Source organism: Sphingomonas sp. R86520, assembly GCF_042466285.1.
Taxonomy (GTDB): Bacteria; Pseudomonadota; Alphaproteobacteria; order Sphingomonadales; family Sphingomonadaceae; genus Sphingomonas.
Genome location: NZ_JAXHBZ010000001.1, coordinates 1,243,447 through 1,261,607, shown reverse-complemented (window position 1 = coordinate 1,261,607; position 18,161 = coordinate 1,243,447). Strand labels below are relative to the sequence as shown.

Below are 18,161 nucleotides of genomic sequence, written 5' to 3'. Positions count from 1 at the left end.
GCAGGCGCCGGCGTATTCCCGATCGTGACGCCGGACGTCACTGCGCTGGTCGCGGCCGACGTTGCCCTGGCCGGCGATGCGCAGGAGCGCACCCCGGCGGTCGGGCAGGGTGACACGCGTCCTCCGCTGGCAGCACCGCCTCTCGTACCGCGTGGCCTCGTCGATCTGGATGCGCCCCTGCTCGTCAACGGTCGGTTAGTGGGCGAGATCGGTGTACGGGTCGACACCGCGGGCAATGGCGATATCGACGCGGTGCGGTTGCTCGCGTTGCTGGCGCCGAGCATCGATGCGGTGCTGTTCGCCAAGGTGAAAGCGCGGGTCGGGCCTGCGCTCAGGGCGCGGCTCGATGCGCTCGACGTGCCGCCGATCCACGTCGCATACGATCCGGCGACGCTCGAGGTGCGCGTCACCGTCCCGCCGAGCGCGCTAGCGCTCCAGACGGTCAGCATGCGCGGCGACATCCGGCCCGATCCGTCGCACTATATGCAACAGGCACGGCTAGCGGGCGGTGTCGGGCTGGCGGTGGATCAGGGCTTCATCGACAGCGGGCCGGATCGTGGCCGGTCGCAGTTGCGCGTGACAGCGGATGGCTTCGTCACGTTCGGCGCGTTTCCGGGCGTCACGCTCAGGTCCGGCGGCGTGCTCGTCGAGCATGATCGTGGACATTACGGGTTCGACCGCGCGGTGACCCGACTGACCTATGACGATTTCGATTCCGCGATCCGCTATGCGGCGGGCGAGGTGACGCCGCGGATCACCGGCTTCCAGGGTAGCGACACGATCCTGGGGATCGCCGTCGCGCGCGATTACCAGGGGATCAGGCCGTTCGAGAACATTCGCCCATCGGGGCGGGGCGGGGTGACGCTCGACCGGCCATCGACGATCATCGTCGAGACCAACGGCGTCGAGACCCGCCGACTGCGACTTGATCCCGGCCGGTACCAGCTGAACGACCTGTCGTCGCAGTTCGGCGCGAACGACGTGCGGCTGATCGTCGAGGACGATTTGGGCCGCCACGAGGTGGCATCCGCCGCGTTCTTCACGGCGACTGCGATGCTGGCGGGCGGACTTACCGATTTCGGTGCGGCGCTTGGCCGGCAAGAAGACGGTGAGCGCCGTTATGGCGGCCCGATGACCGCGACCGGCTATGTCCGGCATGGTTTCGCCAACCGCTTCACGCTCGGCGCGGGCGGACAATATGCCGACGGCAATTGGCAGGTTGGCGGGGAGGGCGTGGTGGGGACGCCGATCGGGCTGTTCCGCGGCCAAGCCAGCGCCAGCCGGTTCGAGGGCGCGCAGGGGACCGCGTTCAGCGTCGACTGGCTGCAGACGCTGACGCTCGACCGCGACACCTGGAACTTCACGGTGCTGTCGACCCGCTACAGCAAGGACTTCACCTCGCCGTTCGATCGCGGTGCGCGGATCAACGACGAGCGCTGGCACGTCGACGCGCGTGCTGACTGGCGGCGCGGCAATTACGGGCTCGCCGCGATCGGGAGTTATGGTTGGACACGCAGCAATACCGGACGACAGGGGCTGGACCTCAACGGGTACCTCACCCGCGGGCGCTTCGTCTGGACGGCGACGCTCGGCATCGAGCGCGACCTGCCGGGCGGCTGGCATCCGCAGGGACTGCTCGGCTTGTCGATGCGGACCGGCCGTCGCGACACGATCGCCGCACGTGTTGACAGCCGCCAGAATACCGGCGTGATCGAGGCGAGCCGGAGCCCGATCGACCAGGTCGGCGATCTTTCCGGGCGGATCCAGCTCGGTCGCAACGACGATCGCGCCGGCGTCTCCGGCGACGCGCGCTATTTCGGCAACCGCTTCATCGCGTCGGTCGAGCAGGACCTGCAATATGCCCGTTCGCCATTCGGCATCGGCGCGCGCGAAACCCGGCTGCGCGCATCGACTTTCCTGGGTTTCGCCGATGGCAAGGTTTCGATCGGCCGGCCCGGCGTCGGCAACTTCGCGATCTTCGACCGGCACGCCACGCTGGACGGCGCTGCGGTCACGATCAAGGACGAGGCCGGTTACGTGGTCGGCAGACAGGATTGGCTGGGCGCGCCGCTGGTGCCGCTCAACCTCGTGTTCAGTCCGATCCTCGACATCTATGACGTCGATCCGCTGCCCGCAGGCTATGATCTCGGCGACGGGCAATTGCTGGCGTTTCCGGGCTCGGCGTCGGGCTACCGCGTCGCGGTCGGGTCGGCGGCGTCGCGCATTGCTATGGGGTTCATCGTCACCGCCGATGGTCCGGTCTCGAGCTACTCCGGAGGCATCGAAAAGATCGGCGACCCGGCGTTCGGTAAACGGCCGATCTTCACCAACGAAGCCGGGCGGTTCGCGGCCGATCATCTCTCGCCCGGCCGCTACCGGGTGACGATCGAGACCATCGCCACGGTCGAATTCGCCGTCTCCGAAACCTCGAAGGGAATAGTCGATGTCGGTACGCTTCACGCAGTGCGCCCTTAGCCGCTGGCTTCCCGGCATGCTGGCCCTTGTATTGGCCGTGCCGGTTGCCGCGTCGGCGTGCGAAGTCCGGATCGGCGTGCTGATCGCGAGTCCGATCGCCTATGATCCGTTCGGCACGACCACCGGTGAAGGGTCGTTGCGCACGACGGTCGATCTGGTTTCGGGCGACGAGTGCGAGGCGACCGTCGCGCTGGTTGACGATGCGGCGGCACCGCTGCGTTCGATCCGGTTCGGCGATGCGATCCGGCCGCTAGTCTACCGAATCGAAGTGCAACCGGGCGACGGCGTGACCGGCGGGCTCTCCCCCGACTTGTCGACCGTTCGCCTGACGACCGCGCGGCCGCACATTACGATCGTGTGGCGGCTGCTGGTCGAGCAGGACGCGGTGATCGCGGCCGGTGAATATACCCGGATTGTTCAGGCGATGCTCCGGACGCCAGAGGCGGCGGACAGTTTCTCCGCGCGATCGACGCTCCTGTTGCGGAGCATCCCGCGCGCCCAAGCCAATTTTGCCGGCACCAGCAGCGGTTTCGCAAGCGGAACCTCGGCACAGGCGATCGACCTCGGTACCCTTGCCACCGGCGAGCAACGCACCGCGATCCTTCAGGTTCGCGCGAATACCGTCGCGCACCTGTTCGTCGCGTCGGCGAACACCGGCTATCTGGTCGGCGGCGACGCGGGGCAGGCACGGATCCGCTATGGCCTTGCGATCGATGGCACGCCCGTCGACCTGACCGCACCATCGTCGCGGACGATCGCACCGCCGCTGACCATCGACGGCGTCGCACTCGAACTCCGCGTCACCGTCGGTGAGGTCGGCGGCATGCCGTCGGGGCGTTACAGCGACACGATCACGATCGACGTCTCGCCCTGACGCTAGCGTTTGCTGCCCGCCGGCGGTTCCAGCACGGGATCCTCGACGATCCGGACCGAGGTGCCGGGCGGCAAGCTCAGCTTCAACCGCACCCAGTCGGTCGGCTTCTTCGAATGAAGCTTTACGGCCAGATTGGCACGATAGACCTCGACCGTCCGATGACTGATCGACAATCGCTTGGCGATCTCCTTGTTGGAGAGCCCATCGATCAGTCCTTCGAACACGTTGCGCTCGCGGGGCGTCAGCGACGCCAGTTGATCAACGTTCTCGCGATCCGACGTCGTCGCCTGCAATTGGCGATCGATCGTATGAAAGCCCTCGGCCAGTGCGGCGAGAAGGTGCATGGCATCGAAGGGACGCTCGAGAAACTGGATCGAATTGACCTTCATGGCCTCGATCACGGTCGCGACATCGATGGTTTCGCCAAGCAGTATCAGTGACAATGGCGGTGACGCGCCGCTGCTGAGCCGTGCGGCAGCGAGGTCCGCCAGTTGGCTCGCACTTGCTTCCATGACGACGCAGGCGGCAGTCAGGTTGTCGATATCGGATACGAAAACGTCGAATTCCGGATATTCGACTATGGTATAGGCCTCGTCTCCACTGATGATGTCCGAGATTTCGGTGAAGATGAGCCCCGTTTCTTCACCGACGACATAGATACGCTGCGAGCGGCGTCGATTGCTCGATTCCACTGTCGTTCCTTCCCCCTGCTCGTGTCGCCGCTCTTAACAGGCCGCTCTCACGTAGGATCATCATGCGCGTCAAATATGAGGGATCATAACGATTTAGTAGTTAAGGTCGGATAATGACCAATTTGGTAAACCTTTTGTAAAGAATCGCCGCGACTTGATCCATATTGGTACGCGGAAATCTGATGAAGACGAATGGATTGTCGATCAGGCCACCGTATCGATGTTCGCCATTACTTACGCGAAGGCTTCGAAACCGTGGCAAGTGGTCAAATTGCACCGCGCCTGACGCTGGTCGTTCAGGCGCTGCGAAAGCGTAGTTCGATGCCGATTGCATCTGTCGAATGCTTACGCAACAAGCGCATATTCCGACGGGAGACGACCGATCCGTACTGCCTTCACGCTGTTGCTGCTCCCCGTCATGCCACTCGTCCAGGCGAGCGCCGCAGCCCCCGTTCCGGCGGTAAGCCTGCAACACGGCGCGCAGGATGCGGCGCTGCTCCAGTTCCTGGACCATGCGTTCGAGGAGCAGGTCAAGCTCAGCCCGGAAACGCAGACGCAGCTTGGTTTCAAGACCGACGAGGATAGGCTCGACGATTACACGGACGCCGGGGCGCAGCGGCAACGCGCTCTTGCGGAACGGCAGCTGACTGACATGCGCGCCCGCTTCCGGCACGAAACCCTCGGCGAGGGTGCCTGGGTCAGCTATCGGCTTTTCGAGCACGACGTGGTGCGGGGGCGCGAGGCGTTCCGGTTCCGCGACCTGCGCCTGCCGGTATCGACCAACGGCAGCCCGGCGGGCGATATTCCCGTTCTCCTCATCAACAATCACAGGATCGACACGGTCGCCGACGCGGAGGCCTATGTCGCCCGTCTGCGCGACGCCGACCGCGTGATGCGCGAGGTGGCCGCGACGATGCGCGCGCAGGCAGCCAAGGGCATCGTCCCCAATACCGTGAATTTTGCGCCGGCACGCGCCGATGCGCGCAAGGTCATTACCGGCGCGCCGTTCGACAACGGGCCGGACTCGACGCTAATGGCGGACTTTCGGAAGAAGGTGTCCGCGCTCGGCGTTCCGGTAGCGACGAAGGCGAAGTTGATCGGCGAGGCGCAGGCAGCGCTCAAGGGTCCTTTTCGGCACGGCTATGGCGTGTTGCTTGCCGCGCTGGACGAGATCGAACCGAAGGCGACCGGCAATTTCGGCGCCTGGCATTTGCCGAATGGCGACGCCTATTATGCGGACCAGCTCAAGGCCTCGACCACCACCGATCTGACCGCGGAGCAGATTCATGCGCTCGGGTTGAAGCAGGTCGCCTCGATCCGTCAGGAGATGGAGGGGATCAAGCGCGAGGTCGGCTTCAAGGGGACGCTGGAGCAGTTCTTCGACAATGTTCGGATGAACCCGCAGTTCAAATATCCCAATACCGAAGCCGGGCGCGAGCAGTATCTGAGCGACGCGCGGGCGGTGATCGCAACGGTCATGGTCGCCGCGCCGCGGTTCTTTCGCGTGTTGCCAAAAGCGCCATTGGAGGTGCGTGCGGTCGAGAAATGGCGGGAGGCAACTGCGCCGACCGCGTTCTACAACGCGCCTTCGGCAGATGGCTCGCGGCCAGGTATCTACTACGTCAATCTGGTCGACATGAAGCAGACGCAAAAGGTCCAGGTCGCCGGGATCGCCGCGCACGAAGCCGCGCCCGGTCATCATTTCCAGATCGCGAGGCAGCAGGAGCTGCCCGATATGCCGAAGTTTCGTAAATTCGGCGGCTACGGCGCGTATACGGAGGGCTGGGGCCTTTATTCGGAGCGGCTGGCAAACGAGATGGGGGTCTACAAGGACCCGTATGCGCGCTTCGGCATGCTGTCGCTTCAGGTGTGGCGTGCGATTCGCCTCGGGCTCGACACCGGCATCCATTCCAAACGATGGACGCGCGAACAGGCGATCGCCTATTTCCATGCGAACAGCTCGGTGTCGGACACGGACATCGCCCGCGAGGTCGATCGCTATTTCAACTGGCCCGGGCAGGCGACGAGCTACATGGTCGGTCAGCTAAAGATCGCCGAACTGCGTGCACGCGCCGAACGCGAGCTAGGGCCGCGGTTCGACATTCGCGACTTTCACGAAGCGGTGCTGAGCCAAGGTGCGCTCCCGCTCGACGTGCTAGACGAACAGGTGACGCTCTATATCGCAGCAAGACGGAAGTAGGTTGCGGACTTACTGATCGCCTGCCTCCGCCTGTGGACGTTACCGCGGTCGTTGGCGTCGTGTCGGGAGGTCTCGATACTATCGGTCCGTGTCGCTGGCGGCTTCCTCCAGTCTGACCTGAGACGTTGCGGCGATCTGCACGCGATCCCTCCCAAGTCGCTTCGCTTCGAACAGCGCGCGATCCGCTTCGCCTAGAAGCGCGCTCACCGGACGGCCCTCGTCGGCGTCCCAGCTATCGATGCCGAACGACATCGTGACGGGACCAAGCCGGTGTCCGCGGTTTTCCACGGTGAGGTTGCGCACCGCGAGGCGAAGCGCTTCCGCCCGGCTTTCGACGAGGGCGGGAGATGCGCCGGGCGCGATCACGATGAATTCTTCACCGCCATACCGGCAGACGATATCGCCGTCTCGGAACTGCGACTGTATCAGGCGAGCGATGGCAGCGAGGAGTTGGTCGCCCGCTTCATGGCCGTGACCGTCGTTGAAGCGCTTGAAATGATCGACGTCGCACATGACGATCGACAAAGGCGCGGCGCTCCGTTTCGCGCGTGCCGTCTCGAGTGCGAGCGCTTCCTCCATGTACCGCCGGTTGAACAGCTTGGTGAGGGGATCGCGGATCGACTGTTCACGAAGGCGCGAGCGCAGGTTGTCGTTGACCAGAGCAAGCGCGACGCTTTCCTTCAGCAGTCGCAGGCGGAAATGGGCCTCGTCGGCGATCGGACCTTCGATGTAGAGCAGGCCGAGCACTTCACCGCCGGCTAACAGCGGCTCGCAGCGCCGATCGATCGATACGGGTCCGGCAGCATGGTCGCAGATCAGGTCATCGCCCAGTTTGCCGACCGCATGGGTCTGACCGCGGCGCAGTCCCCAGCAATTGGCGGGCGGGAACATCTCCGGCATCACCTGCGGATGGCCCCAGCTCGCGGTCGGGATGAGCATGTTGCGCGAATGGTTGTGCAGATAGAGGATGCCCGCGAGGTCCGGCATGACCTGCGGCAGGAAGCAGTCGAGGACTTCCGCCAGCTCGCCGTCGTTCTGGATCGCCTGCAGCCGCTGCGACATCTCGCTCAGGATTTGAACCGAGTACTGCCGTTTCTCCTGGCGGTCGTTCACCGTCATCAAACGGTCGGCCATCTCGTTATACGCGAACGCAAGTCGCCGGAATTCGACGCTGTGACCGATAATGCTCGCACGCGCATCACGATCACCGGCGCCGAAGCGCGTCACGACGTCCAGCAGTTCGGCGAGAGGCCGAGATATGCTGATGCTCACGAACCAGGCGATTCCGCCGATCAACAGCACGAGCAGCGGGAAGCCGTAGAGGAGAAGCGTCTTGGACTGTGCGACCTCGGCCTGCGCTTCATCTGTCCGGCGCAACAAGAGCTGGCGTTCTTCGGTCCGGATGGTGCCGACCTCCCGACCGACGGCAGTCATGAGGTTCCTGCCTTGCAATCGCGCCTTCGGATTTGGAAGGCTTCCAACTGGATTTGCCAGTGTCCGCTGCTCGGCGGCCGCCATCACGCCGGCTTTTTCCGCGGTCAACGCTTCAAGGCGGACGGCGCGGCCGTGCTGGACCGGGTTGTCGGTGACAAGACTGGTCAGCTTCGCGGACAGGAGTTTCGCCGTTGCTAAGTCGCCGTCAAAGCCGGCGACATAGCTCGCGTCCCTCGTCATCAGAAAGCCACGCAAGCGCGACTCGGCCTGGGTCAGGCTGCTCTCGATACCATCGAGGCTGAGGATGACTTCCTGGGAATGGCCGACCCAATCGAAGGCTTGGCGGGAATGCGTGCTGCTCTGCAGTATCATGAGCCCGAGCAAGAGCGCGGCAAGCGCGGTCAGCGCAGCCACGCAGTAGATGCGGACGCCCAGCGAACGGAAGGCTTTCATGTGAACAAAGGCCCAAAGTGCGTGACGTCGACTCCTCGAAGGTCTTGTACTCGACCGCCGCCACGCAGTTGTCCGTGCCCCGTCGCGGAGCGGTAGATGTCGATCAAAGTGGAAGCGTCCCGTACTCAGGCAACGACTGGGCCGTCGCATTCGAGAAATTCCTGCAACGTACGTCGCAGCTGGTCCTGGTCCGCGAGGTCGCCCATCAGGACCACGCGCTTCGCTGCTGCCGTAGCGATGAGGGTAGGGGTCACGACGACGCCATCGATGATCGCGCGCTTGGGTTGCGAGAAAACGTCGATGATCTCCAGGTCGGAGTGTATCGCGCGCTCTAATGCAGCGAGCGCGGTCGTCAGATTGTGCTGCGCCCGGACCGAATTTGGCGTCGAGCGGGCAATGTAAAGCCGGAGATGGGCGACGGCCGCTTCGGACGCCAAATCGATCGGCGAGGAAACGGCGTCCGAGGGAAGGTCGTTCGGTGTCACTTACCCATCCACGCCAAGAGCGACCGGTGCTGCGTTAAGCATGTCAGGAGCGAGGCTGTCGTCCCCGGAGCGGCGCAGGTCAAGCCGTTCAATTGCCGAGACCCGGCCGACCTCTACGCGGCTTTTCTCCGCGACGCTGACCAGGTCTGCCTCGCGCTGCTTCCACGAAAGTTCCAGGGTCGCGGCCTGTACGCGCGCGCGCGCCTCGGCAAGTTCGCGTTCCAGATCGAGCCTCTGGCGTTCGGCGGCGATGTCGCAGAGCACCTGGACGCGTTCTGCGTCGGCCTCTTTCTGCGCGCGAGCACTGCCCATCAGCACCTCGCCCTCGGCGACGTAGACATCGACGAGGTCGATCCCGGATGCGTTCAGCACCAACTCGCGAACCTGGTTCGAATGGCCGGTGCCACGCGATTTGATGATCGTCAGGGCACGATTGCGCTCGCCGTCGCGTGCCACGTACGACACGTGGATCCAGGTGTCGGCGATCGTCGAGATCTGACTTTCCGAAAGCTCGGCATTGCCCACCGCCTGATCCAGCAGCGACGTGCACAGCACGGTGATACCCAGCGACTTGGCAGTATCGAGCAAGTTTTCGCAGATCATTGCCGAGAAGGGGTAGTCGGCCTTGGGCAGCGCCGAGATCGGATCGACGACCAGACAATCGGGCTTCTGCGTCTTGATCAGGTTGCGGATCTCGATGAAATGCTCTTCCGGGCTGCGGCCGCCCGACAGGAACGACGCGATCGTCAGTCGGCCGGCGTCGACATGGGGCGCCAGATCGACGCCGATCGACGTCATGTTGGCAATTATCTGCGCCACGCTTTCGTCAAAGCTGATGAGCAAAGCGCGGTCGCCGCGCGCGCAGGCTGCCGAGACGAAGCTTGCGGCGAGACTGCTCTTCGAGGTGCCGGGCGATCCCGAGATCAATGTGCTGCTGCCGCGCAGGTAGCCCCCGTTGAGGAGCGCATCCAGACGCCCGACGCCCGACGAGACCCGGTCGCCGAATATCGGATAGCCGATCCTCGCGCCCTTGAACGCGATCACGTCGATGCCCGAAGCGCCGATGACGATGGGAACCGGATTGGCGGCGAAGCCCGAGCCGCGATACTTGGCGATACGGATCGCGCGCGACGACCCGGTGGCGGTCACGGTTTCGGTAAGTTTAATCAGGCAATCGGTCATGTATTGGAGGAAATCCGCTCGAATCTGATCGCGATCACCGGCGCCGAACGTCTTGACCGTGACGATCGCCGAAATGGCCGATCTACGGATCCAACTGTCGAGCCGTAACAGTTCCTGCCGTTCTAGCCTTTCATCCTGCAAGCTGCTGAGCAGCATGTCGATGCCATCGAAAACTATGTTGCAGGCGCCGATCTCTGCTTTCAGCGCAGTCAGGCCGGCGAGCAGGCCTTCCAGGTCGAAAGCCCCCGTCACCAGCGCGTTTTCCGGAATTCTTGCATCGATGAAGAAGAACCGGCTCTCGTCCAGGGCGTCCCCGGGCCAGTCGAACGACGCCACGTTGCTGCGGATGCGGTCGACCGACTCTTCGAACGTGACGAAGATGCAGGGCTCGCCGAGATGCGCGAGGCGATTGACCAAAGTTTGAAGCGCGAAGACGGTCTTGCCGGCGCCCGGTGCGCCGATGATCGCGGTAAGCCGCCCGCGCGGCAGCCCACCGCCGCTGATCTCGTCGAAGCCTTGGATCCCCGTGATCACTTTCGTAACCGGCTCCGCTTGGCGGTCTTGGCGCATGAGGGGCGGCGCTGCCATGGTCGTCATGCGGGTTGGCTTTCTAAATCGAGTGGGCGTCCGGCAGCGTCGGGCACGCCAAGCGGAAGGCGAACCTGGTTGGCCAGCATCCAGGCGAAATCCTCGGCGAGAAACGGCATGCTGAACAGGTAGCCCTGTCCGATCGCGCAGCCTTCGCGCTCGAGGAAATCACGCTGCATCTCGGTTTCGATACCCTCCGCGACGAAGGCGAGCCCCATGCTGCGTGCCAGCGATATGATCGCCCGGATAATCAGGGCATCGGTCGATTCCAGGACGAGCTTGCGGACGAAGACCTGGTCGATCTTGAGCTTGTCGACCGGAAACTCGCGAAGATAGCGAAACGTCGCATGGCCACTGCCGAAATCATCGATCGTCAGCGTGAACCCCATGGCCCGTAGCGCATTGAGCGATGCCATGATCTGCGGTGAAGGTTCGATCAACACGCCTTCGGTCAGCTCGATCTCGAAATCCCCGGCGCGTGCTCCAGTGCACCGCAGTGCGTTTTCCACCGCGCCGACGAATGCGGGATCGAGCAACTGGTTGCCCGATACGTTGATCGCGATCGGTGGCGGCGCAAGGCCGGCATCCTGCCACTGCCGGTGCTGGCGCATCACCTGCACCAGGACCCAATCCCCGAGCAAGCCGATCAGCCCCATCTTTTCCGCGAGGGGAATGAACAGGTCGGGGCGTTGGATGCCCAGCGTGCGGTGACGCCAGCGTACGAGCGCTTCGGCAGATATGATGCGGCCGGACGCCAAGTCGACGAGCGGCTGGTAATGCAGTTCGAGATCGTCGTTGGCAATCGCCTCTTCGAGGGACTGCGCCAGGACATTCTGGTTCTGAAAACGATCGTCGCGCTCGAGCGAATAGGGCACCGGAGTACCGGGGCCAGCCTGTTTCGCCCAGCGCAGCGCGAGTTCGGCCTGCTTGGTCAACTCGCTCGTACCGTCTCGGTCCGCGGCATCTCCGGCTACGCGATCTCGCCACAAGGCCGCCCCGATACAGGTACTGATAGCGATTTCCTGGCCGCCGATCTGCATCGGTGCCGCCAGCGCATCGCCGAGAGACTGCGCTACGCCCAGTAGCGCGTCCTCGGTAGCGCATACCGGGATCAGTACCGCAAATTCGTCGCCGCCAAGGCGAGCGCCGGTTCCCTCGAACGTCGCGACGGTCCGAGCGATGCGATGGGCGGTTTCCGACAGTACCAGGTCGGCGAGCGCCTGACCCAGTCGGTAGTTGAGCGCACTGAAGCGCTCGATATCGATATGCAGGACGCCGCACCTGCTCGTCTGGTACGTGCCGGCGTTCAACTGACGATCGAGCACACTTCGCCATGCCGTCCGGGTCAGCAGACCGGTCAGGGGATCACAAAACGCCCGGTTCGCGATCTCGGTTTCCCAGCGCTTCTCGGCGCTGATCTCGATCGCCAGGCCGTCCCAGAGAATTTCGCCGTTGGGCATACGCCGCGGCGGCGCGTCGCTGCGCATCCAGTGGACCGCGCCGTCCGCCGAGATCAGTCTGAACTCTTCTCTGAAGTCCGAAAGATTGGCGGCCGATTTGCGTACGGCGGCGGCCAGACCCTGCCGGTCGTCCGGATGGATATAATCGTAGAGCGTGTCTCCGGTTTCCATCTCGTCGATGCCGAGCAACTGTCGCAACGACGAACTGACGTAGAGGATCTCGATCGCTCCGTCGGTGCGCATGACCCGGCGATACACGTAGCCGGGAATATGGTTTGTGATGCTGGCGAGCCTGGACTCGGCCTCGGCATGGCCGGCTGCCGCTATCTGCCCATCTTCGGCGACGCGCTGTACACCGACATAATGCGTGACCCGGCCGTACGTGTCCAAAATCGGATCGATCGTCACGTCGTTCCAGAACGGCGTTCCGTCCTTGCGATAGTTCAGGACGGTCCGCTGGATGGGCGAGCCCTGCAGGATCGCCGCACGGATGTCGGCGCTGGTTTGCCGGTCGGTGTCCGCTCCCTGGAGGAAGCGACAGTTGCGGCCAATCACATCGTCGACGGGATACCCAGATAGTGCGGCAAAGGCGGCGTTCGCGTAGATGATCGGCTGATCGTCGAGCATGGCGTCGGAAATGAGGACCGAGCACGATGTCGCCGTAAGAGCGGCCAGCGCCGTATGATCCGAAATGCTCACCTGCTAGCTAGCTTCGCATCCAGGCAGGTTGTCAAATCATAACGTAGATTAATATGTACAATTACTCATAATGTCGATGTCGACGATGCGTCGAAAGTTAAATACTTGGCCGGCGCCGCGGCCTTGGCCCAATACCGCACGACGTCCACGACCGTTAAGATGACGGTCGGGACGTCGCGGAAATCGATTGAGTAAATGATCGCGTGTCGGTCAGAAGCGGATTTTGCTTTCCAGCTCGTTCGCGCGGGTCGCGGTCTTCATGACCAGGCAGCTGCTGTTGATGGTCTCCTGATCGACCTTGCATTCATAGTCTCGCGCCTTCAGCCACGAGCGTTGCTCCGCGCGAAGGGCGAGACGCCTTTCCGGGGTGCTCGCCAGCTGGCGCATGACTTGCTGATACGCCTTGTTCAATCTGGCGTCCTGCGACGCGATTTCAGACTGGGCGCAGATCCCCTGCTGGACCGTGTTTCCGCCCGCGCGCGTCTGGCAAGCGGTATAGCGATCGGAAATACCCGCCTCCGGCACCTGGCCGAGCGCCGGGGCGGCTAAGTAGACTAGGACTGCGGTTGTCGCCATGATCTTCAATCTCACTGGACGTTTCCTTGCTGCATGGTCGTTGCGACGATCCTAGCCAAAGACGTAAGGCGCTGTCCACGCTTGGATCGACATCCTGCCATCGTCATAATTCTTGCCGTTGTTGGTCGTTTTGCACGAAGATATTGCACGCGTGCAATCAGCATCAATTCTTTGCGATTAGGACGGTTTCGATCGGGCTTCGGCGCCATTCTTTGGCGAGGTGGTACCGACTTACGTGAAGTGCGTATGTCGGGGCGTATTCGACTGGGGGGCGATCGGTGCTGCGAGACTCCGAACCGAAGGTTCGGGCTCGCTCAGGCGACCAGCGCGGACCTGCCGCATCGTACGCCGTTGACCTGTACGTCGGCTTGCCCAACGCGGACGCCGAGCAGGCCGGTAACCTCGTCGACCAGCAGGTCGAGTGCCGGTGCGGCGACCGAGAGCGCGCTGCCGACCGCGGCGGTGACCGCCGACAGGTTCAGACCAAGTCCGAGAATATTGACCCGTAGATCGAGATTGCGGATCAGTGACGAGGCGATCCCCTGTGCGATATCGCCGGTCGATACCGTTCGAACACGCTTCTGTGCAATGTCGTCCGCGGAAAACGTGAGCCGTTGCGGGTTCACGCCGCCCAGGTTCAGATTGGCGTAGCCGGAGACATCGATCAGCACGATATGCGCGATCGTCGCCCGCTGCCCGACGATCGGCTGCGTGAAATCGTTGAGTCGGGTGGTCGTTATATCGGCGATCATCACGTTGCCGACACTTGGGGTCACGTCGAGGTCGACGCTGGCCGATGCTGCGCCCGTGGCGCACGAAATCCGACTGAGCGACGCTTGGGCAGACGCCAGTTCGAGGAAGATGGGCACCCGCAGCGAGGCCAGCCCGAACGTCGCCGGACCGGCAATCTGCGTATCCAGGTATAGCCGCGTTTGCGCAGTCCGCACGATGACCGTGTTATCCTTGGCGACGCCGAGCCACGGCGTGGTCGTGGTGCGCTGGCCGCTCGCGAGCATCACCTGCGTCGACAACAGGCCGGGCAACACGAGCCCGCTACCCAACGTGATCGTGCGCTGTCCGTTGGCGATCTGGAGGATCTCGCGAAGGCCCGAATAGCTGTCGAACGAGAAGACATTGACCGGATCGACTGTGCGCTGGCTCGACAACGGCCCCAGATCGATGAGCTTCGACAGCTGGACCGACGTCGGCGGTAGCCGCAACGCGATCGTCCGCAACAACGCCGCCGCAGTCGGGTTGGTGGTCGCCGCCGCCATTGCCTCTACGGCCTTGGGCAGCGTTATCGTCGTGGCGAGCGTTTCGCCGAACGTCGCCGCGTCGAGCGCCAGTTGGGTTCGAAGCGCGCCAGCGAACGCCAGGGCGTCGACATTGGCCGACAAGAGCGAGTTATAATCCATCACCGACAGGTTCAGACTGGTTCCGGCCAGCGCCGACAACAGCGCGCCGGGAAGGCCGCCGGAGACCGCGGCAAGACGTGACCCAAGCGAGAATGCGGCCAGGTCGTTTCGCGCCGCCAGCGCCGTCGCGGTGACCCGCATCGTCGGGCGACCGACGATCAGTCGCCCGAAAAAGAGCGGAACGTCTTGGTTTAACGTTACTTTCGAAGCGTTGAGTCCGGTCGGATCGGTCGTCGCATCGGCCACGAAACGCGCGTCCGCGGTCAGGGTCGGATCACGGGTATATCGACCCCGCACGACGGCAGCGATCGTCGTATTGGGGGTCCCACCCAGCGTCACCGCCGCGCGCGCGCCGACCATGGGGTTCGCGATGTTGCTGGTCGCGGCCAACGCCGCAGCATCGGCGACACCCTGCAATTGTCGCTTGGCAACGTAGAGCGAGCCGACATCGACACCGAGCGCTGCCGCACCGATCAGCATAGACATCGCCGCGGCCGTCAGGATCGTGACGTATCCGCGGCGATCGGCGGCAAGTCGGGACAGTGCGAGGATCATCCGCCTCGCCGCATGTTCAGATGCCCCCCAACAGAACCGCAGCGCTGCGGTTGATGGTCTTGCTGGGCAACGGTACCAGTCCGGTCGACAGCAGCGGGTCCGACGCAGCGTTGTAAGACAAGCGGACGATGATCGTCGTGTCGTCGTCGTCGATGGCAACGCTCACCTTGCTCGCGTCCAGCGTGCTGCCCCGTACGAAGCTCACACTCACGGTCTTTGCGACGATTGCGGCGCGTTCGGTGCGGGACAGTCCGGATAATGCAGATCGCGCCGCATCGTTCGCCGCCTGCTGGACTGTATGCGACAGGAAAAACCACTGGCCATACGCCATGATCCCGAACAGCAAGGTGAGGAATACGGGTAGTGTTATCGCCATCTCGATGAGTACGACACCGCGGCGATCGCGCCCACAGCACGCAAACGAACGAAGAGTTGATCTGCGTCGCCTGCGCATTGTCGATGCCGGATAAACACTCATGCGCCGCATCTTATACGGTGATAGTAAACCACACGTTCAATACCTGATAAATTTGTGGATGTATAACACACATAACCGTTTAGAGGTAGTATCAAACCGGTTTGGTGTTCTTTCTACTATGGACGATCGTCGTAGACTGGTTATCATGACGATAATCGGCGAAGTTACGCAACGTAAAACTTGCCGAACAAGCTTCGTTTCGCTTCGGTCGCCAATGCTGGGTTGGGGGCCGATCACGCAAAACCGAACGCCACCTGCGCCTGCAGGCGGCCGAGATCGGTAGAATGGACGGATGGCGAACTTGCAGAAAACTGAAATGGTCAGTTCGGCCGATATCGTTCGGAACTTCGGCTTATGGCAGGACCGTGCCTCGCATGCGCCCGTGGTGGTCACCAATCGTGGCCGACCCCGCTACGTCCTGCTGTCGATCGATCAGTGGCACACCCCCGACGCGGAGATCCCAGGATCGGTTCTACCGACCGCCGAGCGCGATGCGGAATACCGGGCACTGGTCGAGCGGATGGCTGGCGGCTTCGTCATCCTCGACGACGGGCTGGCAGTCCGCGAGATGTCGACGGCGGCGGCGGTGCTCATCGGTTGCCCGGTCGACGCGGCACGTGGTGCACAGATTGCGCCGTTGCTCGACCGCCTCGGCATCGGCTTTGCCGTATCGGAACTCCAGCGAGTCCTGGAATCGGGCGAAGAGGCGCGGTTCGACCTGCCGTTGCCGGGCAGCCAGAATCGACGGTTGCGCGGCCATGCCTATCCGTGGGTAAGCGGCGTGGCGCTCAGCCTCACGCCCTATTACGAGACGCAGGTCGATATCTGGCAGAGTGAACAACGCGCCTTGGAGAAGGCGCGCAAGCATCATTACGATCTGTTCGTGATGCGGTTGAGCGTGCGCGGTACGATCATGTCGGTCGACGACAGAGCGGTCGCGGTGTTCGGGCTTCCGCGCGAGCGGATCCTGCAGGCGCGCCTGGTCGACCTGCTTTCGCTGTCCGCTCGCGCCGAGGCACGCGATGCGGTCGAGGCGGTGCTCGGTGGGTCTGCCGAGGCGACCGCGTTCGATAGTACGATCCTGACCAACGGGGGGGACGAGCGGCGCGTAACGATTTCGCTCGCGCCGATCGCCGACGGGTTCGCGATCGGGGGAGCCATGGTGCTGTTCACGGCGCCAAGACCATGATGGATCGCGGGGCGGGGGGCTGAACAGAACCGTTCGAACCCCGGCCCACTCGCTCCCCGCCGATGTCAGCCTATTTGGAGCAGGAACATCTGCGCACGACGACGGCGGTTAGGCCGCTTTAGCAGCCATTCTTGCGGCCAGCTTCTCTTCCTCGGTCCAGACTTTCCGCACGCGTTCCTTGACCAGCTTGACCTGCTTTACCGGACCGCCGCCCAGCACCGGGGCGCGCTTGGTCGAGTGGCGCGCCACTTCGCAATGCCATTCATGGTCGTCATGCACCGTCAGGGGGCGCCCGATCTCGCGCTCCACATCATGCAGCCAGGCGCGTTGCTCTGCATCGCACAACGTGATTGCGAAGCCGCTGCGGCCAGCACGACCGGTACGGCCGATCCGGTGGACATAGCTTTCCGGCAGGCTCGGCAAGTCGTGATTGAACACGTGCGTCACGGTGTCGACGTCGATGCCGCGTGCGGCGATATCCGTCGCAACCAGAACCTGCACGGTGCCGGCGCGGAAGGCGTCCAGCGCGCGTTCCCGCTGCCCCTGCGACTTGTTGCCGTGCAGCGCTTCGGCCGTGATGCCGGCCTCGCTGATGAATGCGCAGACGTCGTTGGCGATGTTCTTCTGAAGCGTGAAGACGACGGCCTGACCCATTTGCGGCGTCTGCAACAGCGCCAGCAGCGCCGCCTTCTTGTCGGTCGCATCGAGGAACATTACGGACTGCTCGATCCGCTCGACCGTGGTCGACGGCGGCGCGATTTCGACGTTTGCTGGATCGGTGAGAAGGCTCTCGGCCAGCGCGGTGATCGCTTTGGGCATGGTCGCCGAGAACAAGAGCGTCTGTCGATCCTGCGGCAGCGTCGCGACGAGGCGTTCGATCGGCTTGGCAAAGCCCATGTCGAGCATCTGGTCGGCCTCGTCCAACACCAGTGCTTCGAGCTGCGACAGGTCGCAGAGACCCTGGTCGATCAGGTCAAGCAGGCGCCCCGGTGCAGCGACGATGATGTCGACGCCGTCCTTCAGCGCAGCGACCTGGTGAAACTGGCTGACACCGCCGAAGATCGTCAGCACGCGAGGCTTGATGTGACGACCGAAACTTTCGAACCCGGCCGCGATCTGAGACACCAGTTCGCGCGTCGGCGCGAGGACGAGGACGCGCGCGCCGCGCTTGGGGGCCGGACGAGGATTGGCAGCGAGCCGATGCAGCAGCGGCAGCGCGAAGGCTGCGGTCTTGCCCGTCCCGGTCTGCGCCATGCCGAGCACGTCGCGGCCTTCGAGAAGTATCGGGATCGATTGCGCCTGGATCGGCGTGGGGTTGGTATAGCCTTCTTCAGCTAGCGCCTGCAGCAAAAATGGCGCCAGCGAGAGATCGGCGAAAGTCATGGTCATGGTCACGCGGCGCCTCC

The 18,161-nt window shown here is 63.5% G+C and carries 13 protein-coding genes; 4 read left to right on the top strand and 9 right to left on the bottom strand.

Features of this window, described 5'->3' with window-relative positions; translation table 11 throughout:
* Positions 1-24 precede the first annotated feature (24 nt).
* Positions 25-2,475: a fimbria/pilus outer membrane usher protein gene (locus tag SJY41_RS05805; RefSeq protein WP_380779864.1), complete on the top strand. Its 2,451-nt coding sequence runs from the start codon at positions 25-27 to the stop codon at positions 2,473-2,475.
* On the top strand, positions 2,444-3,349 hold the full coding sequence (locus SJY41_RS05800; RefSeq protein ID WP_380779863.1) for a hypothetical protein: 906 nt from the start codon (positions 2,444-2,446) through the stop codon (positions 3,347-3,349). The genes SJY41_RS05805 and SJY41_RS05800 overlap by 32 nt, the downstream gene beginning before the upstream one ends.
* A 2-nt stretch (positions 3,350-3,351) precedes the next feature.
* Here the strand turns inward: SJY41_RS05800 and SJY41_RS05795 are convergent, their stop codons facing one another.
* Positions 3,352-4,041 carry a response regulator transcription factor gene (locus tag SJY41_RS05795; RefSeq protein ID WP_380779861.1) on the bottom strand — a complete coding sequence of 230 codons (690 nt, stop codon included), beginning with the start codon at positions 4,039-4,041 and terminating at the stop codon, positions 3,352-3,354.
* 418 nt (positions 4,042-4,459) lie between these two features.
* Between SJY41_RS05795 and SJY41_RS05790 the strand changes: the two genes are divergently transcribed.
* Positions 4,460-6,241, top strand: a complete 1,782-nt coding sequence (locus SJY41_RS05790; protein ID WP_380779859.1) for a DUF885 domain-containing protein — start codon at positions 4,460-4,462, stop codon at positions 6,239-6,241.
* 78 nt (positions 6,242-6,319) lie between these two features.
* Here SJY41_RS05790 and SJY41_RS05785 read toward each other — a convergent pair whose 3' ends face one another.
* The 7 genes from SJY41_RS05785 to SJY41_RS05755 form a co-directional block, all read right to left on the bottom strand.
* Positions 6,320-8,128, bottom strand: a complete 1,809-nt coding sequence (locus tag SJY41_RS05785) for a diguanylate cyclase (protein WP_380779857.1) — start codon at positions 8,126-8,128, stop codon at positions 6,320-6,322.
* Positions 8,129-8,253: 125 nt separating this feature from the next.
* The gene (locus tag SJY41_RS05780; RefSeq protein ID WP_380779854.1) at positions 8,254-8,613 is read right to left on the bottom strand and encodes a circadian clock KaiB family protein; all 360 of its coding nucleotides are present in this window, start codon (positions 8,611-8,613) and stop codon (positions 8,254-8,256) included.
* Positions 8,614-10,392, bottom strand: coding sequence for a circadian clock protein KaiC (kaiC, locus tag SJY41_RS05775; RefSeq protein ID WP_380779852.1), 1,779 nt, complete (start codon positions 10,390-10,392; stop codon positions 8,614-8,616). It lies immediately after the preceding gene.
* The gene (locus SJY41_RS05770) at positions 10,389-12,542 is read right to left on the bottom strand and encodes a putative bifunctional diguanylate cyclase/phosphodiesterase (protein ID WP_380779851.1); all 2,154 of its coding nucleotides are present in this window, start codon (positions 12,540-12,542) and stop codon (positions 10,389-10,391) included. The genes kaiC and SJY41_RS05770 overlap by 4 nt, the downstream gene beginning before the upstream one ends.
* A 210-nt stretch (positions 12,543-12,752) precedes the next feature.
* Complete coding sequence (locus tag SJY41_RS05765) at positions 12,753-13,133, bottom strand: lysozyme inhibitor LprI family protein (RefSeq protein WP_380779849.1); 381 nt, start codon at positions 13,131-13,133, stop codon at positions 12,753-12,755.
* A gap of 299 nt (positions 13,134-13,432) precedes the next feature.
* Positions 13,433-15,088 carry a pilus assembly protein TadG-related protein gene (locus tag SJY41_RS05760; RefSeq protein ID WP_380779847.1) on the bottom strand — a complete coding sequence of 552 codons (1,656 nt, stop codon included), beginning with the start codon at positions 15,086-15,088 and terminating at the stop codon, positions 13,433-13,435.
* 16 nt (positions 15,089-15,104) lie between these two features.
* On the bottom strand, positions 15,105-15,542 hold the full coding sequence (locus SJY41_RS05755) for a TadE/TadG family type IV pilus assembly protein (RefSeq protein WP_380784069.1): 438 nt from the start codon (positions 15,540-15,542) through the stop codon (positions 15,105-15,107).
* Between the two features lie 325 nt (positions 15,543-15,867).
* Here SJY41_RS05755 and SJY41_RS05750 point away from each other — a divergent pair, with 325 nt between their 5' ends.
* Positions 15,868-16,755: a PAS domain-containing protein gene (locus SJY41_RS05750; RefSeq protein WP_380779845.1), complete on the top strand. Its 888-nt coding sequence runs from the start codon at positions 15,868-15,870 to the stop codon at positions 16,753-16,755.
* A gap of 108 nt (positions 16,756-16,863) precedes the next feature.
* Here the strand turns inward: SJY41_RS05750 and SJY41_RS05745 are convergent, their stop codons facing one another.
* Positions 16,864-18,144: a DEAD/DEAH box helicase gene (locus SJY41_RS05745; protein ID WP_380784068.1), complete on the bottom strand. Its 1,281-nt coding sequence runs from the start codon at positions 18,142-18,144 to the stop codon at positions 16,864-16,866.
* Positions 18,145-18,161: the final 17 nt, after the last annotated feature.

Excerpts from the sequence above, each read along its gene's own strand:
- SJY41_RS05790 (WP_380779859.1), top strand. The coding sequence starts at position 4,460 with ATGCCACTCGTCCAGGCGAGCGCCGCAGCCCCCGTTCCGGCGGTAAGC.
- SJY41_RS05745 (WP_380784068.1), bottom strand. The coding sequence starts at position 18,144 with ATGACCATGACTTTCGCCGATCTCTCGCTGGCGCCATTTTTGCTGCAG.
- SJY41_RS05760 (WP_380779847.1), bottom strand. The coding sequence starts at position 15,088 with ATGATCCTCGCACTGTCCCGACTTGCCGCCGATCGCCGCGGATACGTC.
- kaiC (WP_380779852.1), bottom strand. The coding sequence starts at position 10,392 with ATGACGACCATGGCAGCGCCGCCCCTCATGCGCCAAGACCGCCAAGCG.
- SJY41_RS05800 (WP_380779863.1), top strand. The coding sequence starts at position 2,444 with ATGTCGGTACGCTTCACGCAGTGCGCCCTTAGCCGCTGGCTTCCCGGC.
- SJY41_RS05785 (WP_380779857.1), bottom strand. The coding sequence starts at position 8,128 with ATGAAAGCCTTCCGTTCGCTGGGCGTCCGCATCTACTGCGTGGCTGCG.
- SJY41_RS05755 (WP_380784069.1), bottom strand. The coding sequence starts at position 15,542 with ATGCGCAGGCGACGCAGATCAACTCTTCGTTCGTTTGCGTGCTGTGGG.